The following is a 17,665-nucleotide window of genomic DNA, read 5'->3' as shown; positions in this document are numbered from 1 at the left end:
GGGGAGCGTCACATGGATGGGGGCCGTTCAGCACATCGGCATCCGGACGGGTCAGCATGGCGGTGTGCTGTGTGCTCACGGCGGCGGACAGGTCTGTGAGCATGATGCTCTTCCGCGGGCGTGTGCTCATGCGGATGCCTGCCGCTGTGCGTCGTCGTCCCGGGCATCCGAGGAGACCTGGCACGACAGCAGCTGTCGGAACAGACCCGGTTGCTCGGCAAGCTCTTCGTAGGTGCCCTCCTGCACGACCCTGCCCTCGTCGAGAACGACGATTCGGTCGGCTACGGCGACGCTGGTGATGCGGTGGGTCACCAGCAGTACCACCCGGTCCCGGGCAAGACCCCGTAGCCGCTGGAAAATCCGGTACTCGGCAAGCGGATCGAGGTTCGCGGTCGGCTCGTCAAGGACCAAAAGCCCCGCCTGGCGGAAGAAGGCTCGTCCGAGAGCGATGCGCTGCCACTGGCCCCCGCTCAGTTCCTCCCCGTTGAGCCACTCGCGAGCGAGGAGAGTGTCCAGGCCGGCGCCGAGCTTGTCGACGACCTCGTCGGCGCCGGCGGCCTCACACGCCTCGCGTACCGCCGCGTCGCCACGTGCCGTGGGCTGCCCGAGGGTGATGTTCTCCCGCACCGTCAACGGCCAACGCGCGTAGGTCTGGGGTACCAGGGCCACTTGCTTCCACAGCGCCTGCGGCTCGGCGTCGCCGGTGGGAACGCCGTCCCACAGCACCTGCCCCTCGGTGGGCAGGTACAGGCCACTGATCAATTTCGACAGCGTCGACTTACCCGAGCCGTTGAAGCCGACAAGGGCGGTGACCTCGCCCTGGCGCAGGGTGAGCGTCACGTCGGACAGAGCATCTTGGTTCTTGCCCGCGTACCGGTGCGTGACCGACTTGACCTCGATCTTCTTCGGCGGCCCCGGGCGATGCGCACCCCGGCGCATGCGGAACCCTCCGGCCTTGTCCAGGAAGCCGCTCCAGTCGTCCATGTACAGGCCCGTGCGCACGGCGCGCGCCCCTACCGAGACCAGACCGCGGACCGACTGGCCCACCGTCTGCAAGGCGAACACAGCCGTCCCGGCGTGCCCGACGCTGATGCGGCCGGTGGCCAGCAGCCACACGACCGCCGCCCATACGACTGCCGAACCCACGCCGCCGCACAGTGCGCCGATCAAGGACATGCGGGCCCCCTTGTCGGCGGCGGCGCGGTCCTCGCGGTTGATCCGTGCGACCGTCTGCCGGTACCGGCCGGAGAGGAAACCGGCCATGGTGCCGGCACGGATCTGGTCGGCAGCCTCCTTGGTGTAGATGTGCCAGCGCAGGATCGACAGCATCCGCAGGTCGCCGTTGCTGCGCAGATTCGCCAGGTATCGCACACGTGCGGCGCTGACCTGGGCCAGGGCCTGCGGCAGGCTGGCCGCGACCAGAAGGGGGAGAAGGACCCAGTGCACGCCGGCCAGCACGATCGCTCCGGCGACGAAGGAAGCCGACGAGGCGATCAGGTCCTGCCCCTCGTCGATCAGGTTCCCGGTGACCTGCGCCCCGCGGTCGGCGGCTTCGCGGTCGTGGTTGAAGTCGGGCTCGTCATAGGCGCACAGCTCCACCTCGGCGCAGCCGGTGAGGAGCATCTGCTCGGCCTCGCGCGACATCAGTGGGCCCAACCGGGAAGACAGCCAGGAGACGGTGATCCCCAAAAGGGCGCGTACGCCGGCGGTGCCGGCCAGCAGGGCCACGGACGGCCACGCCTGAAGGAGCCGCTGGTAGACGTCTCCGCTGGTCAGCAGGGCGGTCAGGGTGCCGCTGATGGCGACCAGGCCAAGGGCTTGCATCACGCCGGTGACGGCCTGGCATAGCAGGAGACCGATGGTCGCTCGGCGGTCGACCCGCCACGCGAGAGCCAGTGACCGGCGTACCAACTGCGGCAGCCGCCGGGCCATATCGCGCATCCTGATCGAACGGCCGGCCGCTTCACGGCTGCCCGTCAGATCGACATACCGCATCTGCGGCTCCGTGGCAGCCGTTTCCGATTCCGATGGCTCATCTGGCTCGGCTGTAGAGGACGCGTCGGGCCCGGTCGTCGGTCCGGGAGGCAACGAAGAGGGGGTGGACTCCAGCGGGGCGGTGCGCGGCCCCGGGATGTTGTCGGGTGATGCATCGGTGGGCTCACTCATGCTGCCCACCTCGTATCCGGTCGTGCTGCGCGCTGGGCGGCGGCGTCAACTTGCCGCCCGGATCGTGCGGAGCACGGGACAGCCGGCATAGGTCGTTCGAATGCGGCGATGGGATTTGCGGGGACGGGCACAGGGTTCACGGAGTCCTCCAGATGGACGCACGAGGGGTACTGGTGCTCTAACAACGGCCCCCGGACGGGTCTGTCACGGGCAGATCCGGGGCAGATAGTGGACGGACGTTCTATTGGGTGTCCGGGGTCAAGCGGGCCTTGTCGTGGGTCGCGCCTGTGTCGCTCGAACAGCTGGGATCACCCTTTCGAGGTATTGCGGGGGATCCCGTCGGGCGCGGTGCGGGCATGGCAACGAGGAGCAGCGGCGGCGGTGGCGTCCGCTGCTCTCGACCTGGGAGGCGGGTCAGGTTCCGGTCTGCTCCAGGGCCCCGTTCCATGCGGTGAGGGCGTCGGGGCCGGAACGCAAGAGCGGGGCGACGGGATTGGTCAGGTACTCGTGCTCGACGAGGTAGAGGCCGGCGGTGGCGGCGTAGCCGGGGAATAGTTCGTTGAGGCGGGTCATCACGGTCTCCGGCGCGGCGTCGTCAGCGTCGAGGAGGCGGCACGCAAGGATCTTGCGGTTCCACACGTCGATGCCGAAGACGGCAGGGTCGCGGGAAGCGTGCGAGGCAATTACCGCGGCGGTGTAGGGGCCCACTCCTTGGATTTCCTGGACGGCCTCCATCAGGTTTCCGGCGGCCTTGAGGTCCTCGGTGCTGTGGTCGCGGAAGTAGGCCGCGTAGTGCGGAAGGCTTTTGGCGCGAAACCCCAGACGGTCCCGTTCCTTCAGCGTCTCCGGCGGTATGTGGGCGATCTCGTCTGGGGTGAACCAGGCCCGCAGCGTAATCCCGTCGAAGTGGACGAGACGGCCGTAGTGGACCAGCAGGTTGCGGGTCATCTGGGCGGTGCGGCGGATGGTGACGTTCTGCAGCAGCAGGGCGATCACGGCGACCTCGAAGTGGTCCTCCGGGCACGACTGCCGCATCCCGCCCAGGGCTGCGAGTGCCTCGCGCATTGCGGGCACTCGGGACGCGAGTTCCGCGAACGCCGCCTGGTCTTCGTCCAACCCGTATGAAGAGATGAGCCGGCGCGTCAGCTCCTCGCGGTCGGCGGGCTTGAAGTAGCCGTCGGTGTAGATGTCGGCGATCACGGTGCGGTCCTCGGCATGCAGCCGGACTCCGACCACGAGGTCGCCGACTCGGAAGGTACGCCAGCTGCAGGACTCGGTGTGGGCTTCCAGGCCGGTGGCGTAGTGGGACGGCTTCCAGAAGGTGTGCAGGGCGTTGAACGGACCGTCGCCGGTGACGGGTAGTTCGAGGGTGTCGGTGTGGTCGAGGGTGCGGGGGTTCACGTCATGCTCCCGGGTGGCGGCCGTGGGTCGCAGGGGGCCGCCGAACAGCTCGTGTTCGGCGTCGGAGACCTGCGGATCGGCCATCGTGACCGGGCCGAAGAATCTCTTCACCGGGCGCCTCCCGCAGGCCAGTTGATGGCCCGGTAGGACGGGCCGTGGGTGAGCAGGTGGAAGATGGTGGCGGTGTAGGGGTGACAGTCCGGCGACGGTCGTTCCATCGGCACCCAGAAGAGCCCTTCGTGCTTGTGTGGCTCGGCGTTGTACGGCTCACCCGTCCACGACTGCGCCAGGAACACGGCGGTGATCCGGTCCAGGCCACCGTCGGAGTCATGGTGGTGGATTAGCCCGCAGAACTCCTGCTGCTCAGCAGTGATATGGACCCCTACCTCCTCCATGGCCTCGCGTCGCGCAGCGTGGTCGAGTGGTTCACCGACTTCCAGGTGGCCGCCCACGACAGTGAGCTGTCCCGGTGCGAGGGCGGCGTCCAGTGCGCGGCGTACGCACAGGGCGGCGCCGTTCGTACGGAGCAGGACCTGTGCCACGTCGGCGATCAGCTGGTGAGGCGAGTCGCTCACGGGCGGCCCTCCTGTACCAGGCGTTCTACGGTGTGCCGACCGTTGGTCACGAGGGCACCGCCGTGCCGAAAGCTATGGGTGAGGACGGAGGACGGGAGAGGTGTGGGCTGCGTCATGCCAGGTACCTCGTATCCGGTCGTGACCCGTCGTCGAGCAGAGCTGCGCGACCGGAGGTGAGGCGAAGGCTGGCGCCCGAGGAGGTAGCGGCATTTTCGAACGCAGGATGAACGAGTCCAGGGCGGCGTACGGGATGCATGGGGACTCCTCGGGGCGAGATGCGGACAGGTGATCGGGTAACGGCGGTCCTGCTGTAGCCGTAACGGGTGGAGGGGAGCGAAATCTAGAACGTGATTTCGAATACCGGGCTCTCTCCTTGTGTGGTCGGGTGGGGCGGGCTGTGATGCAGTGTTCGATCACTCATGTGGGTTGCGGTACCTCCTGCGGGGGATTGCCGGGGGGCGCTTGGTCGGTCATGGCCTGGCGAGGTCCGGGCGGAGGGCGACGGCGTCGCGAAGGAAGCTGCGCTTGGAGTAGAAGGTGTGCTCGGCGGCCCAACCGTGACTGGCGAGGTACTCGCAGAGCCAGCTGTCGATCCGCTTCATCTCGATGAGGATCTCGTCCTGGTCGTGGTCGAGGATGCTGCGTGAGCGGAGGTACTCCAGCTCGCACTGGGAGAGCACCACGTCGGGGGCCGCCAGGAGGGCGCAGCGGTCGAGGAAGATGCCGTAGACGTGTCCGGTGCGTAGCGACTCGCACTGGATGTCGTAGCGGACGCGTTGGAAGGGCGGCATGGCCCGGACCTGGAGGTTCAGGTCTTCGCGCAGGAACGTCTCGAAGCGGTCGGGGGTGATGTCGAGGCCAGGGGTGAGTTCCTCGCGGCGGGCGAAGGCGTCCTCGGTGAACCACTTTCGCTTGAGTACGTGCCCGGCGGTGACGGTGGGGATGAAGGAGGCGTAGCCGATCTCGGGCTCGGGACCGGTGACGTCGAACAGATGGTTCTCGGTGTGGTGGATCTGGAACTCTTCCCGGTACTCCGGACCGCAGCCTTCCAGCTTGCCGTCGCGCAGTGCCTTGAGCAGTTCCATGGACGCGGACCAGATGTCCGGTGCCGGGTCGAGGGTGTACTTGATCTCCAGCTCAGTGCCGGAGAAGTGCTTGCGGAAGTACCGCAGATGGTTGTTGAGCGCCGTACTCGACTCTGCGTGCGCCGTCAGCACGGGGTCGAACCAGCGCAGTTCCTCGACCGGGCCGTGGCCGACTGGTTCCCGGGTGGTGCGGACGAAGCAGGCGTCCTCGGGGTGGAAGCGGATCTGAGCGTACGCGTGGTAGCCGCCGCCGGGGTGTTCGGCCAGGTAGCACAGCGGCACCAGGCCGGGGGCGTCCTCGGTGCCGACCAGGCCGCGCAGGGCGGGGCCAGCGATGGCGTCGGGGAACAGTTCGCCGCCGTCGATCCTGGCTGCCCCGAGCCGGGTGCCGCCGGGGTGCAGCGCTTCGGCCGGGCAGGGTCCCAGCGCGTTCCAGCGGACGATCACGGTGGTGGCCGGCCGGCATACCTCCTGCGGTGGCACCCGTACGAGCACGATCGGCTCGTCTGGTCGCCGTGGCGCGGTGCGGTTGAGGAGGTGGACGCCGCCGAGGACGACCCAGGCTCCCCGGTACGAGGGCTGCTCATCGTGCACGCTGGTCTCCTTCGTGTGAAGCGGGTGCCACGGGTGATCGCCCTGCAGCCCGAAGGGGCCACCGGGTCGGCCGGACATCCCCGTATGGCTGCCTGCTCGTCGCTGCGACGTCCGGCCGGTTCGTCGGCCTAGGGTGGGGCGGGTGAGTCATGGTGAAGTCGGTCAGGTGATCTTGGACGAGGCTGTTGCGGATGCCCGCCTCGCCGCATGGGAGTTCGACGGTGCACGGGCCTGGCTGGAGGAAGCCCGCCGACATCCCATGGAGCCGCTGGCGGCCGAGGTGTGGGTCACCGACCCTGCTTTCGAGCACGTCCTGCTGGTCAAGCACCGCGTGCGCGGATGGGTGCCGCCGGGCGGCAAGGTGGAGCCGGGCGAGGCGCCGCGTGCGGCGGCGGCACGAGAGCTGCTGGAGGAGACCGGCCTGCGCTGCGAGCTGCTGCCCGAGCCCGCAGCCGTGGCGGTGCGTTCCTACCGGGCCGATTGGACTCCGACGCTGGGCCTGTCCTACGCCGCGATCGTCGGACGCGACGTTCCGCTCGCCGGGGAGCAGAACCAGCCGGCGGCATGGTTCCGTCTGGACACAGGCTGGGACAGCGTCTTCCCCGAAGACCGCGAGCGCATCCGTGCGCACGCTCGCCGTCTGGCAGCGGGCCGGGCGGTCGGCTCCCGCTGAGGCAGGCCCCTGGCCGCCGTTCACAGGACGGCCTCGATCCGGTCGAGGTCGGCCGAGGGCAGCGTGACGAGCTCAAGGTCGTGCAGGAAGCGGCACCACACCGGCTCCAGGCCGGGTTCGCGCTCGAACTCCTCACGGTCCAGGCATCCGTTGGCGTGCGCGGCGGTCCGCAGCGCGTGCTGCTGCAGCTGGGCCGGGTGGATCCACCGAGGGGTGCGGACCTCCCGGGGCGAGGGGCACAGCGACCCGGAAACCTCGGCCTGGAAGATCCACCAGTGGTGGCCGACCGGCCCGCTGGGCGTGCGGTGGCAGTGGTTGGGCCGCCACTGGTCCAGCAGCAGGTGCAGGTGGGTGACGGTAAGACCGACCTCTTCGGTGACTTCGTCGCGGGCGGCCTGCTCGGGGCCGCCATGCTCGTCGACGTGGCCGGCGACCGGGGCGATTCCGGCCGGAGGAATCGCCCGCTCGAAGACCAGCAGGCCGCTCGGAGAGGAGATCAGTACCCCGACGCTTGCGTGGTCACAGAGGCGGGCCCCGCCGTCGGGAGCCGGGCCAGCCGGAGTCATGCGGCGGCCTCTGGCCGTTGGGCGACGACGACGAGCCAGCTCGTCACGGCCGGGGCGTCTGGGGTTGTCATGGCGTAGGCGGTGTCGAGGATATGCATCCGCTGGGCGTGGGTGAAGTCGCCCTCGGGCCGCGCGAAGACGGGGATGGACAGCCACGCCTTCTTCTCGGCCATGGTGCTGTGCTGGGCGGTGACCTCTGTGCCGACGACCGTCAGCCCGGCTGTGGTCAGCTGCTCGGTGACTGTTGTCATCGGCAGCTTCGGCGGCCTGTCCGCGTCGCGCGGCGGTGGGGTGTATCCCTGGGTCTCAGCGGCGACTTGGCGGATGAGGGCGTTCAGGGTAGGTCCGGTGCGGATGGACAGTTCGTCGGGGTGCCGGACGCCGGCGAAGCCACCGCCGATGTTGAAGACGAAGCGCCCGCCTGGGCGCAGGATGTGGGCGACGGCCGCGAACACTGCGGCGGTGTCGGTCTTCCAGATCGCGGAGTTGCACACCACGGCGTCGGCGCTGCCGGCGTACAGGTGGTCGGCGAGCCGTTCGGCCGGGGCAGTGATCCAGGTCAGGCGGGCGTCGGTCAGGGTGCGGCGGCCGACGCGCTGCATCGCGGCGGCGTTGTCGACGGAGACGACCCGGGCGCGGGCCGGGATCAGGTCGAGGATCGCGCGGGCGGTCGCGCCGGCGCCGCCGCACAGGTCGACCACCAGGCTGGCGTTGGCCAGATGGCCTCGACGGGCGAGGTCGCGGCTGGTCGCGTCATACATGGGGTAAGCGCGGGTGAAGGCGTCGTACGCCTCGGCGTTGCTGTCCTCGTCCCAGCCGAGGATGGCGTCCTGGGGTGCCATGTTGTGTGGCCTCGCTTCTCAGGGCGGCCCGGCAGTGCAGGCCGGGCGCTCGGGCAGGGTCAAAAGAGCGCGGACTGTACGGCGGCGGGCGGTGAGGAGAACTGTGCGCCGAGGACGATGCGCCGGCCCTTGAGGGTGCCGAGGTCGAGCAGGTAGGGCAGTTGTTCACCGTCGCCGTCGAGGGTGGCGAGGACCTGGGAGCCGAGGCAGGAGAGCACCGTCAGCCCGTGCTCACCGGAGCGTGGGTCGTGCGGGTACAAGGCGCGCCCGGTCTTCGGCGTCCGCAGCAGGTCGCCTTCGCCGGGCGGCGTCCACGGCTCCGGTGTGGCCGGGACGTTCAGGCCGCTCAGGGCCGCGGTGGCGCGGTCGAGGTGCTGATGGTGGGCGGCACCGGCCGGGGCGAGGTCGCGCAGCTCGGCCAGGGCCGTCAGCTTGGCCGCGGCTCGCACGGTCTGCGTCAGGCCGAGGTGGCGGGTGAGGGCATCCTCCAGGAACCGCACGGCGCGGCCGTCAGCCCTCCGGGCGAGGTAGGTAGCGATCAGGGCACCCTGTTCGTCGAGGCGGGAGCGCTTACGGGGTTCGGCCGCGGTGCCGATCTTGGTGGTGCCGTCGGCGAACGTCGCCAGGTACAGCCAGTGCGGCTGGGCCATGTACGCCGCCAGGGCGTCGGGAACATGCCCGCCGGAGTGGAACCGGTGGGCGAAGCGGAAGTCGTCCCGCCCGGCGCAGGCCGGGCACTGTCCGCCGGCCTCGGCCGGGGCCCGGTCAGGGCAGGCGACCGCCTCGACGCGGACGCGGTCGGCGAACCGGTACCGGCCGGTGCACCACCGGCCGGTACCGCTCACCTGGTAACTCAGGCGCCTGCCCATGACCGGGGCGTAGACGAGTGGTCCGCCGGTCACGGGGGCGAGCAGAAGACGGGGGTCTGCGCTCGCCCAGGTGATGCCGTGACAGACGTATGTCCCGCTGGCGGGCAGGGCCTGGTCCATGGTGCGTTCCTTGTCGATCGGGGAGGGAGGGCCGGTTTAGACGGTCAGGCGCAGACGGTCGGTCAGGGCAGCGGCGGCGGCCTTGAAGACCTGGTCGCGGTCCAACTGGGCGACGTCCAGCGTCAGCCAGGCGCCGCGCTCCGCCTGTTCGCGCATCTGGTCCAGGACGGTGTCCTGGTAGCGGATGAAGTCCTCGTCACCGCCGCCGGCGTGGCCGGCCTCCAGGGAAGTGAACGAGCCTTTGCGGACGAGAGCCTCGCGGGCACCGATGTTCAGGAAGAACACCAGGTCCGGCTTTGTGAGATGCGCGAAGACCTGCTCGCACAGGCGGGGGGAGACCTCGGGGTTGACCGCGTACCGAGCGAGGATCTTGTGGTGCGCGTTGTCGAGGATCACGTGGGTTCCCGCGGCGAGGGCCGGCTGGATGACGAGCTGGTCCTGCAGGGTGTACCAGGAGGCCAGGGCAAGCAGCCAGTAGTGGTCGCCGCATGCCTGGGCGACGCCGGCGTCGCGCCGGTAGACCAGCTCGTTGAGGCGGTCGAGGTAGGCGGACAGCTCCGGGTCCCGGCGGACGTCGGTGCTGTGCTTGCCGATGAGGACTGCCGTGTGGCCGGCGTCGTTGAGGGCCTGGTGCAGGCGGGCGGCGAGGGTGGACTTGCCGGCCCCGTCACCACCGACGAAGGTGATCAGCTTCCCGGCTGCGGTGGTGGTCGGCGCGTTCGCCGTCATCGGGATTCTCCCAAGGGGTGGGTCGGGCTGGCGGTCAGGCGGCCGGTGATGATGGTGCGGATGCGGTCCACCAGGACGGCGCGCTGGCGCAGGACGTCGCTGTGACGCTCATTGGACAGGTCGGCGGGATAGTGCGTGGCGAGGTTGTTGGAAATGACGTGGAGGTAACCGAATCTGATCCCCGCCTGGCGCGCCGCCGCCCCCATGGGGCCGATCTCCGGGTCGACGAAGGCGTACGAGGCGGTGTGCTGGGCCAGCCAGTCGCGGTTCTCCAGCAGGATCGACGGGGAGGACACGTGCAGGCCGCTGCGCACCCCATCGTGGGCGGCGGCGTAGTCGCCGAAGAAGTCGTCCCAGCTCACCATCGCCCCGCGTACCAGGCTGGTGTTGCCGGTCGCCAGCCAGGCGTTCGGTTCGACGCCGGGGGTCAGCGAGCCGACCTTGCCGACGTAGACGACGTCGCCTGCGCCGAGTTCGGCAAGGCGCGTGACGACCCGTCCGGCCACGTCTCCCCAGATGCTGTGGAGGAACCCGAGGTAGACCACGCGACGGCCGGCGACGTCGAGGCGCTGCCAGGCGTAGCCGGGTCCGCGGGTCCACACTCCGTTCTCGGGAGCGAGGTACTGAAGGCCCCAGCCGACGATCACCAGGTCGCCGTCCAGTTCCAGGTCGAGCGCATCGAGCGCCGTTCGGCACTCCTCCTGCTCGGGCGGCTGATAGGTGACGGTATCGGCGGGGCGGCCGGTCATGGCCAGGTACGTGGCGATGATCAGGGCGTAGTGCTGGACGTAGTCGGCTCCGGGGAACGCCTTGACGATGAGGTCACGGCCGTGGATCTCTGCGGTGGGCCGTTCGATGTTGAACAGCTTCCCGGTCTTCTCGTACCGGGAGATCACCGCCGTGCGGTCGTAGCCGCCGATGACGCGGATGCTGTCCCAGTCCTGGTCCTGGATGAGGTGGTGGACCTTGATCTCCAGGTAGCGCAGCAGCCTCGCGTGGGTCATAGTGTGCCCGGCCGGCTCGATCGGGGCGGCGCGCAGGAGTCCGGGGGTCGGGTCGGCGAGTAAGGGCGTCATCGGTGCTCCTCGGCGATCGTCACGGTGCTGCCGGCCGCCGCGCGAACGACGGAGATGTTCTTCCGGATGAGGTCGAACCGGTCTTCGGGGATCGGGCCGAGCTTCTCGATGCGGGGCGTGGAGGGCTTCTCGTACGGCCCTTCGGGCAGCAGGGCGACGCCCATCGCGCCGAGGATGACCGGGGCTGCGCCGTCCACGGAGGAGATCCACTCGTGCTCGCGCTGCTCGATCAGCTCCAGGTGCCCGGTCCGGCCCAGACCGAGCAGCCGGTAGATGAGCAGATCGTCGACCAGGCCGCGATCCTGCAGGTAGGCGGTCGCCAACCAGCGGGTGCGGCACAGTTGCTCGTCGGGATCCGGTCGACGCGAGGCCGGCAGGGCGATGGCCCCGGCCCAGCCGCTGGTCACGAAGGCGTCGTAGGTGCGCAGCCACTCGTCGTCGTCCGCGGCGTGCAGGACCGCGCACAGCCGGAATGCGTCGCCGGACAGCTTCCGGATCTCTCGCGCGGCCTTCTCGCTCGCCTTCAAGGTCGCGGTCCCGTCCCGCATGACGTCCGGCAGGATGATCTCCCTCGCGGACACCGCCAGCGCGGCTTCGACGAGGCTTTCCGCCGGCAGGGCGTAGCCGAGGTCGAAGAGCCCGTTGTCGATGATGATCTCGGCGCCGCGCTCGGCCTCGTGAGCGAAGAAGGCCCGGTAGCTCTCGTCGGACAGCACGTGCTGGGCGGCCACGTGGTGAACGCGGGCCGGCTCCTGGGCGACGAAGTTCTTCAGGTAGGCAGGCGGAGCGATGACGGAGAAGTCGATGCCCGCGGTGGTGATCACGACGCCCCCCACAGGCCGGTGGTGAGGGTGAGGAACTGCTGGGAAAGGACGGGGTCGGTGCCGAAGCGCCCGCCCGAGTGCACCGTGGTGGTGCGAGCCTCCTCCATCCGTACGCCCCGCATGCTCATGCACAGGTGCACGCCGCGCACGGCGACGGCGATGTTCTCGTGTCCGATCACGCCGTTGAGGTATTCGGCGACCTGGCGGGTGAAGCGTTCCTGGACCTGCAGTCGGCCGGCGAAGTGCTGGGCGATCCGCCCGAACTTCGACAGGCCCACCACCTCGCCATCCGGCACGTATCCAGCCGTGACCTGCAAGTTCATGGGCAGCATGTGGTGCTCGCAGAGCGACCACACGCTCATGCCGCCCACGATGACCAGCTGACCACCCAGCTGGGACTCGGTGAAGCAGGTGGCCGTTTCGGCGCCGTCCGGGGACAGGAAGGCTCTCCACCAGGCCGCGACGCGGTCCGGGGTGCCGGTCAGCCCCTCGCGGGCGGGGTTCTCGCCCAGCTCGACCAAGAGCTGGTGGATCAGGCCGGCGACCCGGCCGGTGTCGATGACCGCAGTGGGCCCGGCGACGGCAGCCGTCGGCGCCGCCGCAGGGCTGGCGATAGAGGTCGTCATGGGCGTCTCTCGTTTCCGGGGACTGGGGAACGGATGGGGCGTGGAGTCGCGTGCGGTCAGCGGCCTCTGGCGTCCGCGAAGGCCAACACGTGAAGGCGGGTGGTGAAGTGCCAGTGCCGGGCCGCGACCCCGTCCGCGAGGACCCGGGTAGTCGCGGTGATCACCTCGGGGGTGGTGCCCTCCGGCATCACCCACACCGGCGCGAGCCGGTGGGCGTCGGCCAGCTCGGCGATCCGGTCGAGGTCGTCCACCGTGGAAGCGACGAACTTGAACGCCGCCCGCCCGGAGGCCACAAACGCCTCCAGCGCGGCTGGCACGATGCTCTTCGTCTCCTTCACGCCGAAGCTGGCAAGCTTGGGCGAGACGTTGAACCGGACCCCGTCGGCCACCAGCTCGGGAGTGGGCGCGATGGTGCCGTTCGTCTCGAACTCGATCCGCTTGCCGGCTGCTATCAGTCCCCGGACGAGAGGCACCAGTCGCGCCTGCTGGATCAACGGCTCGCCGCCGGTGATCACGACCAGCTCGACCGGTGAAGACGTGGCCCAGGCCACCAGGCCCGCGACGGATTGCCTCGTCGACTCCTCGTGCGGGTCGAAACGAGACCAGTCCCAGGTGTACTTCGTGTCGCATCTCGTGCAAGTGAGGTTGCACCGGGACAGGCGGATGAACAGGGCCGGGTGTCCGCAGCTTGGGCCCTCGCCCTGAAACGTCGGCACCTCGGTACCGAAGCACTCCGCGACGATCAGGGATTCGCCTTCGGCAGCTTCCGGTTCGAGGTTGAGCGGCTTGGTTGTGGTCATTGGCCCACCACATCGAAGCGGGCCCAGCTGCTTGCGGTCTCGCGGACTAGGACGGCGACAAGGCGGCCGGGGATCTCCGACTGGAGGTTCTGAACGAACCAGCCGGCCAGGAACTGGGCCAGGCGCTCCGAGGTGGGCTCGAAGGGCAGGATCTCGTGCAGGTTGTGGTGGTCGAGCTCGGTGTCCAGGAACGACTTGAACGGGGCGAGCGCACCGAAGTCCGTGACAAAGCCGGGATCCTCCAGCGCGGATGCAGTGAGGATGACCTCAACCTCGTAGCTGTGCCCGTGCTGGCGGGAGCACTTGTGCTCATGCGGCAGCCGGGGAAGCCGATGGCCAGCCTCGAAGGCGAACTTCTTACCGATGGTGAAGTTGCCGGGCGGTAGTGGAACAGCACTGAAGCCCATTCGATTTCTCCGAGAGGTGAGGGTGTGGCTGATTCGGGCGGGATGGGGCAGCCGCCTCTTCAGGCGGCTACGGTCTGTGCCCCCAGGTGGTTCTTCGCGGCCTTGTCCAGCACCTTGGTGAAGTGCTCGGCGCGCTCGTCGCCCTCGGCCTCCTGAGCGCGGAGGCCCCCGAAACGGGCCCAGTACCGCCGGCAGACGTCCCTCTCCATCAGCTTCGAGGCGTAGAACGGCAGACGCCCCTCCCGGACGAAGCCGAGGCGGTCGCGCAGGCTGAGCATGCAGATGAGCTGGTTGGCCTTCAGCAGCTGCATGTACTCCTCGACGTCCAGGTCCTCGGGCGTCCAGAGCTTGGCGAGGTCAGGGTTGGCGGACATCTGCGTCAGCCAGTCGAGTTGGTTGCGCGCGACGGTCGCCTCATTTCGTTCGGCCTGGTGCCGCGCGTCCTGCCTCAGCCGGGCGGCTCCGACCACGACGGTGGCGAGGGAAACCGCGGCGCCGGCAGCGAGGACGGCGGTGGTGAGCTTCATGCTTTAACGGTCCTTTCACGCAAAGTGATCTGGGGCGAGGGCGGGTCTGTGGAAGCCTGCGGGGCTCGCTGCGTCATGCGACCCCCGCTAGCACGACGGCCGGTGAGCCGCCGACAATGCGATCCAGGGCGTACCGGCGGCGCACAGTGTCCAAAGCGACGGCGATCGGCGGCAGTCCGACGGCGGCCCTTCGCTGGTCCAGCAACTGCGGCGCACGCAGTGGGCACAGCTCCACCCCTGCTGCGCTGAGGACGAGTTGCGTCCCGAACTCTTGGGGTCGCCCGCTGTTGACCAGGGCGCGGTCGTGAAGGTGGGCCCAGTGCTGGATGCGCGCATCGCCGTCCTGGACCGCACGTTTCAAAAGGGTGGTGGCCGCCCGCTGGAAGTCGGGTTCGTCGTCGGCGTGAAGAGCGATGCTCCAGGCGGCACGTGCTGCGTCGGGGCCCACGAGACGGTGGCCGGGCCAGTCATGTTCGGCCAGGATGCGGCGCAGCACTTTGGTGTCGGCGTGCTCAGCGTGACGGTCCTGGCCGAGGTGGACGGCGTCGAGCTGGTTGCGTACGCGTCTTGCCCGGCGTGCTGCCGACTGTGCGGCGCGGGCGATGAGTTCGCGGGCGAGGTCCGGCCGCAGCGGTTCCGCGGTCCTCACGCGATACTCCGCTGGTCGGCGGCGGACTGCGGCTCGTGGACCTGGCAGCCGATGAGCGCGCTCAGCCCAGGCCGAAGCTCGGCGGTGAGTTCGAGGCGCGCGACTCGCTCATGGTGCTGTCCGGTGCCCGATCCACGGACGTCCCAGCCCATGTCGGTGAGCCGACGAAGGAATGTGGCGATCGGATCGACGTCGAGAGGATGGCGGGCCATGGCCTCGGCCCGCACAAGCGGTACCTCGAGCCGGGCGGCGAAGTCGGAGGCCCACAGAGTGATCAGCCGGACGGTGTCATCGGAGTGACCGGGCAGGGTGTGGACGCAGTCCAGGAAGAGGCACGGGCCTTCGCCCCATCCGAGGTCGGTCCCGCGTTGCGGGATCATGCAGGCCAGCAGCAGCCCGTCCTCGAACAGTCCAGCCGGCTTCACCTGCGGGGCGCGGAACAGGGCCGGGATATCGGACCGGGCGGGTGTAGGCACGCCGCGCATGGCGAGCCAGCGCTGACGGTCCTGGACGAGGGCCGCGGCCTCGTCCCGTTCGGCGTCGGTGCGCAACGACCGCATCTCGTACACGACCGGTAACCCTGTCGCGCACTGGCTTCGAGGCGCGGGGGAGGACTCGAAGGCCGCAGAAGCGGGTGAGGCATTCACTGGCTCGCTCCGCTCTCCATCGTGGTGGCCCGCCTGGTGCCCAGCAGGCCCCACGCGTGGGCCCAGACGACAAGTTGGGTGGTGTTGGCCGCCCCGGTCTTGTCGAGCAGTTCGTCATGTGCGGCTCGGACGTCGGCGGGCGCGATCTTGGCCATGGCAGCAATGTCGCTGGGATTGCTGTACTCAGCGACCGCCCGCAGCAACAGTTGCTGCTCTGGACTGAGTTCCGGGATTGGCCTGTCCGTTGTGGGCGGAGCGACCTGCCGGGCGTTGCACAGGAAGTGCACGATCACCGGGGGCTTGCAGCGGGGCGGGCAGTGGAGGCTCTCCCGGATGTCGCGTACGTACTGGCGGACGGTCACGGCCGACAGCCCGGTCCTCGTGGCGATCTCTTGAGGGCTGAGGCCGTCCACGAGGTGCTGGGCGACGCGCTGCTGGGTCGGGGTCAGGGGGGTGATCGGTGCGCTGGTCGTCATGCGCGGGGTCACGGGTGTCTCTTTCGCGGCTGGGTTGAGGGATATCGGGTGGGGTGTCGCCGGACCCCGCGGGGGACGGGGGCCGGCGACACGGGCCCGTGCGCGGCGGTCTGGATTCACGGGGCGCCGCACACGGGGGCTCATGCGGCTGTCGGGTCGGGGCGGGCCCACGCCGCTTCGGCGGCGAGACGTTCTGACCACTGGATGTGGGCCTCGTCGAAGGCGGCGTCGGCGAGGCGTATGCGCTGGACTTCGCCGGTTCCGGCCGGTGGGTAGGTGAACTGGATGTCGCGCCACAGGCGCTGGAGGATGTAGTCGCCGTTGAGGGCGTGGGCGCCGTGCAGCTCCATGGCGTCCTGGGTTGACTGCATCGCCCACTGGTGGCCGAGATACTTGGCGTTGATCAGGTCGGTGTCGCAGGGCAGGCCCTGGTCGAGGAGGTGCACGGATTGATAGGCCAGGATTCGCCCGGCGCGCAGGCGGGCCTCCATGTCACCGATGCGGTCCCGCAGAACCGGCAGATCGGAGAGGGCGCCTCGGTAGCGGGAGCGCGCCTTGAGGTAAGCGGTCGAGGCGGCCACGACTGCCTCGTGTATTCCCAGGCTGACTGCGGCCAGGTTGGGACGGCCGTACAGGATGCTGCTGCTCTGCGCTACGCCCAGCCCCTGGCCGATCTCTCCGACCACGTTTTCCTCGGGGACGTGGACGTGATCGAGGTCGAGGCGGCCGGCGGAGAAGCCGTGCAGGCCGAGGCCGGGACGGTGGTCGGCGACTGAGAGCCCTCGGCGCTTGGATTCGACCATGAACGCGGTCAGCGCCTGGGAGGTGCTCACGCCTGCCTTGGCGGTCCGGGCGACCACGAGGTGGGCTCCCGCGAGGTGGCTATTCCCGATGTGGATCTTGCTGCCGGTGATCACCCATTGGTTGCCGACGTGCTCGGCGATGGTCTCGATGCCGCCGATGTGTCCGCCGGCTCGCGGTTCGGTCACGGCGATCGACAAGAGCAGTGAACCGTCCGCTACGCGGGGCAGCCAGCGGCCCTTCTGCTCGTAGGTGGCGAAGTGCAGCAGGGCGCCGACGGGGATCAGCGTGGCCTGGAGGATGGCCGCCGCAGCTGCCGAGACGCGGGCAATGCGGTGGACGAGGATGGTCTTGGCCACGTGTCCGGCGTCCAGCCCGCCGAAGGAGGACGGGACGGTGACGGCGAACCACCGTCGTGCGGCCATCAGGTCGGCGACCTTGCGCTCCACCCTGCCGGGGGCGGCCTCCATGCGTGCGGCGCGCGGCGCGATGTGCTCGGCCGCGAAGGCGTCCGCCTCGTCCCACAGCAGTTCGTGGCGGGCGTTGAAATAGGGGCGCAGCGCCGGCGGCGGCGTGGTGGGTGTGGCGGGCATGGTCCTCTCCCTCTCCCTGGATGAAAGTCGCACGGTGGAGCGGCCGGGGATCGCCTGCGGCTCCCGGGTGGGGGGTCGTGCAACGGACTAGCGGACGGGCGCGCGGGCGATGTGGTCCATCACCCGGACGCCGGCGTTGATGACGATGTCTCTCAGCCGTCGGGCCTCGCTCAGGGGCCGCTTCTCGGGGTCGATGACGCACACCGTGCCCAGCACGGTGCCGCTGTCGTGGATGAGCGGGGCACCGAAGTAGGAGCGGATCCCGACCGCGTCGACCACGGGGTTGCCGCTGAAGCGCGGGCTGGCGTGCACGTCGTGCAGCGGAAGGGCCTTCTTGCGGGCCATGACCTCCGGGCACCAGCCGTGGTCGCGGCTCATGGTGCGGCCGACGATGACGTACCCGCTGTCCGCGGGCGGCTGGTGCAGCCCGACGAAGGTCTGCTCCTCCAGGAAGAGGTTGACGAAGCCGTACAGGAACCCGGCTTGTGTGGCCATGTCGCGGGCCAGTTCGTCGAAGTCCTCGCTGGCAGCGGTGGGCACGCCTAGGTCCTGTCTGGAGTTCGGATCACGAGTGTGGTGCGATGCTTCGGAGCCAGAGCATCGCACCACACAGGTGCAG

At 69.4% G+C, this 17,665-nt stretch carries 20 protein-coding genes; 1 reads left to right on the top strand and 19 read right to left on the bottom strand.

Annotation, left to right across the window (positions count from 1 at the left end; genetic code table 11):
* Positions 1–126: 126 nt before the first annotated feature.
* From ACFSL4_RS29520 to ACFSL4_RS29505, 4 genes are all read right to left on the bottom strand, one after another.
* Positions 127–1,995 (bottom strand): ABC transporter ATP-binding protein, encoded by a 1,869-nt coding sequence (locus tag ACFSL4_RS29520; protein WP_381089484.1) that lies wholly within the window; start codon positions 1,993–1,995, stop codon positions 127–129.
* Between the two features lie 585 nt (positions 1,996–2,580).
* The gene (locus ACFSL4_RS29515) at positions 2,581–3,678 is read right to left on the bottom strand and encodes a DNA-3-methyladenine glycosylase family protein (protein WP_381089481.1); all 1,098 of its coding nucleotides are present in this window, start codon (positions 3,676–3,678) and stop codon (positions 2,581–2,583) included.
* Positions 3,675–4,142: an NUDIX domain-containing protein gene (locus ACFSL4_RS29510; protein ID WP_381089478.1), complete on the bottom strand. Its 468-nt coding sequence runs from the start codon at positions 4,140–4,142 to the stop codon at positions 3,675–3,677. Before ACFSL4_RS29510 ends, ACFSL4_RS29515 begins: the two co-directional genes overlap by 4 nt.
* Before the next feature lie 470 nt (positions 4,143–4,612).
* Positions 4,613–5,821 (bottom strand): hypothetical protein, encoded by a 1,209-nt coding sequence (locus ACFSL4_RS29505; protein WP_381089475.1) that lies wholly within the window; start codon positions 5,819–5,821, stop codon positions 4,613–4,615.
* Positions 5,822–5,987: 166 nt separating this feature from the next.
* Between ACFSL4_RS29505 and ACFSL4_RS29500 the strand changes: the two genes are divergently transcribed.
* Positions 5,988–6,494: an NUDIX domain-containing protein gene (locus tag ACFSL4_RS29500; RefSeq protein WP_381089472.1), complete on the top strand. Its 507-nt coding sequence runs from the start codon at positions 5,988–5,990 to the stop codon at positions 6,492–6,494.
* 20 nt (positions 6,495–6,514) lie between these two features.
* Here the strand turns inward: ACFSL4_RS29500 and ACFSL4_RS29495 are convergent, their stop codons facing one another.
* The 15 genes from ACFSL4_RS29495 to ACFSL4_RS29425 form a co-directional block, all read right to left on the bottom strand.
* Positions 6,515–7,060, bottom strand: coding sequence for an NUDIX hydrolase (locus tag ACFSL4_RS29495; protein WP_176119282.1), 546 nt, complete (start codon positions 7,058–7,060; stop codon positions 6,515–6,517).
* Complete coding sequence (locus ACFSL4_RS29490) at positions 7,057–7,902, bottom strand: class I SAM-dependent methyltransferase (protein WP_381089468.1); 846 nt, start codon at positions 7,900–7,902, stop codon at positions 7,057–7,059. Before ACFSL4_RS29490 ends, ACFSL4_RS29495 begins: the two co-directional genes overlap by 4 nt.
* A gap of 59 nt (positions 7,903–7,961) precedes the next feature.
* Positions 7,962–8,891 carry a DUF2797 domain-containing protein gene (locus tag ACFSL4_RS29485; RefSeq protein WP_381089465.1) on the bottom strand — a complete coding sequence of 310 codons (930 nt, stop codon included), beginning with the start codon at positions 8,889–8,891 and terminating at the stop codon, positions 7,962–7,964.
* A gap of 36 nt (positions 8,892–8,927) precedes the next feature.
* On the bottom strand, positions 8,928–9,620 hold the full coding sequence (locus ACFSL4_RS29480; RefSeq protein WP_381089462.1) for a dTMP kinase: 693 nt from the start codon (positions 9,618–9,620) through the stop codon (positions 8,928–8,930).
* Positions 9,617–10,696: a hypothetical protein gene (locus ACFSL4_RS29475; RefSeq protein WP_367547403.1), complete on the bottom strand. Its 1,080-nt coding sequence runs from the start codon at positions 10,694–10,696 to the stop codon at positions 9,617–9,619. The genes ACFSL4_RS29480 and ACFSL4_RS29475 overlap by 4 nt, the downstream gene beginning before the upstream one ends.
* Positions 10,693–11,520, bottom strand: a complete 828-nt coding sequence (locus ACFSL4_RS29470; protein WP_189902691.1) for a hypothetical protein — start codon at positions 11,518–11,520, stop codon at positions 10,693–10,695. The genes ACFSL4_RS29475 and ACFSL4_RS29470 overlap by 4 nt, the downstream gene beginning before the upstream one ends.
* On the bottom strand, positions 11,517–12,146 hold the full coding sequence (gene folE, locus ACFSL4_RS29465) for a GTP cyclohydrolase I (RefSeq protein ID WP_181802182.1): 630 nt from the start codon (positions 12,144–12,146) through the stop codon (positions 11,517–11,519). Before folE ends, ACFSL4_RS29470 begins: the two co-directional genes overlap by 4 nt.
* A 56-nt stretch (positions 12,147–12,202) precedes the next feature.
* The gene (locus ACFSL4_RS29460) at positions 12,203–12,946 is read right to left on the bottom strand and encodes a 7-carboxy-7-deazaguanine synthase QueE (RefSeq protein WP_285557734.1); all 744 of its coding nucleotides are present in this window, start codon (positions 12,944–12,946) and stop codon (positions 12,203–12,205) included.
* Positions 12,943–13,353, bottom strand: a complete 411-nt coding sequence (locus tag ACFSL4_RS29455) for a 6-pyruvoyl trahydropterin synthase family protein (RefSeq protein ID WP_381089456.1) — start codon at positions 13,351–13,353, stop codon at positions 12,943–12,945. The genes ACFSL4_RS29460 and ACFSL4_RS29455 overlap by 4 nt, the downstream gene beginning before the upstream one ends.
* 59 nt (positions 13,354–13,412) lie before the next feature.
* The gene (locus tag ACFSL4_RS29450; RefSeq protein ID WP_381089453.1) at positions 13,413–13,880 is read right to left on the bottom strand and encodes a DUF6082 family protein; all 468 of its coding nucleotides are present in this window, start codon (positions 13,878–13,880) and stop codon (positions 13,413–13,415) included.
* A gap of 73 nt (positions 13,881–13,953) precedes the next feature.
* Entirely contained in the window at positions 13,954–14,529 is a 576-nt protein-coding gene (locus ACFSL4_RS29445; RefSeq protein ID WP_176119292.1) for a DUF6624 domain-containing protein, read from the bottom strand.
* Positions 14,526–15,098 carry a carbohydrate kinase family protein gene (locus ACFSL4_RS29440; RefSeq protein ID WP_381089450.1) on the bottom strand — a complete coding sequence of 191 codons (573 nt, stop codon included), beginning with the start codon at positions 15,096–15,098 and terminating at the stop codon, positions 14,526–14,528. The genes ACFSL4_RS29445 and ACFSL4_RS29440 overlap by 4 nt, the downstream gene beginning before the upstream one ends.
* Positions 15,099–15,172: 74 nt before the next feature.
* Positions 15,173–15,664 carry a LuxR C-terminal-related transcriptional regulator gene (locus ACFSL4_RS29435; protein ID WP_381089447.1) on the bottom strand — a complete coding sequence of 164 codons (492 nt, stop codon included), beginning with the start codon at positions 15,662–15,664 and terminating at the stop codon, positions 15,173–15,175.
* Between the two features lie 128 nt (positions 15,665–15,792).
* Positions 15,793–17,046 (bottom strand): acyl-CoA dehydrogenase family protein, encoded by a 1,254-nt coding sequence (locus ACFSL4_RS29430; RefSeq protein ID WP_381089444.1) that lies wholly within the window; start codon positions 17,044–17,046, stop codon positions 15,793–15,795.
* 87 nt (positions 17,047–17,133) lie between these two features.
* Positions 17,134–17,652 carry a GAF domain-containing protein gene (locus tag ACFSL4_RS29425; protein WP_381089552.1) on the bottom strand — a complete coding sequence of 173 codons (519 nt, stop codon included), beginning with the start codon at positions 17,650–17,652 and terminating at the stop codon, positions 17,134–17,136.
* Positions 17,653–17,665 lie beyond the last annotated feature (13 nt).

The organism is Streptomyces caeni, from assembly GCF_042678285.1.
Classification (GTDB): Bacteria; Actinomycetota; Actinomycetes; order Streptomycetales; family Streptomycetaceae; genus Streptomyces; species Streptomyces caeni.
This window is presented reverse-complemented; position numbering and strand designations above follow the sequence as displayed.

Excerpts from the sequence above, each read along its gene's own strand:
- ACFSL4_RS29450 (WP_381089453.1), bottom strand. The coding sequence starts at position 13,880 with ATGAAGCTCACCACCGCCGTCCTCGCTGCCGGCGCCGCGGTTTCCCTC.
- ACFSL4_RS29490 (WP_381089468.1), bottom strand. The coding sequence starts at position 7,902 with ATGGCACCCCAGGACGCCATCCTCGGCTGGGACGAGGACAGCAACGCC.
- ACFSL4_RS29475 (WP_367547403.1), bottom strand. The coding sequence starts at position 10,696 with ATGACGCCCTTACTCGCCGACCCGACCCCCGGACTCCTGCGCGCCGCC.
- folE (WP_181802182.1), bottom strand. The coding sequence starts at position 12,146 with ATGACGACCTCTATCGCCAGCCCTGCGGCGGCGCCGACGGCTGCCGTC.
- ACFSL4_RS29480 (WP_381089462.1), bottom strand. The coding sequence starts at position 9,620 with ATGACGGCGAACGCGCCGACCACCACCGCAGCCGGGAAGCTGATCACC.
- ACFSL4_RS29520 (WP_381089484.1), bottom strand. The coding sequence starts at position 1,995 with ATGCGGTATGTCGATCTGACGGGCAGCCGTGAAGCGGCCGGCCGTTCG.
- ACFSL4_RS29495 (WP_176119282.1), bottom strand. The coding sequence starts at position 7,060 with ATGACTCCGGCTGGCCCGGCTCCCGACGGCGGGGCCCGCCTCTGTGAC.
- ACFSL4_RS29460 (WP_285557734.1), bottom strand. The coding sequence starts at position 12,946 with ATGACCACAACCAAGCCGCTCAACCTCGAACCGGAAGCTGCCGAAGGC.
- ACFSL4_RS29455 (WP_381089456.1), bottom strand. The coding sequence starts at position 13,353 with ATGGGCTTCAGTGCTGTTCCACTACCGCCCGGCAACTTCACCATCGGT.
- ACFSL4_RS29485 (WP_381089465.1), bottom strand. The coding sequence starts at position 8,891 with ATGGACCAGGCCCTGCCCGCCAGCGGGACATACGTCTGTCACGGCATC.
- ACFSL4_RS29430 (WP_381089444.1), bottom strand. The coding sequence starts at position 17,046 with ATGCCCGCCACACCCACCACGCCGCCGCCGGCGCTGCGCCCCTATTTC.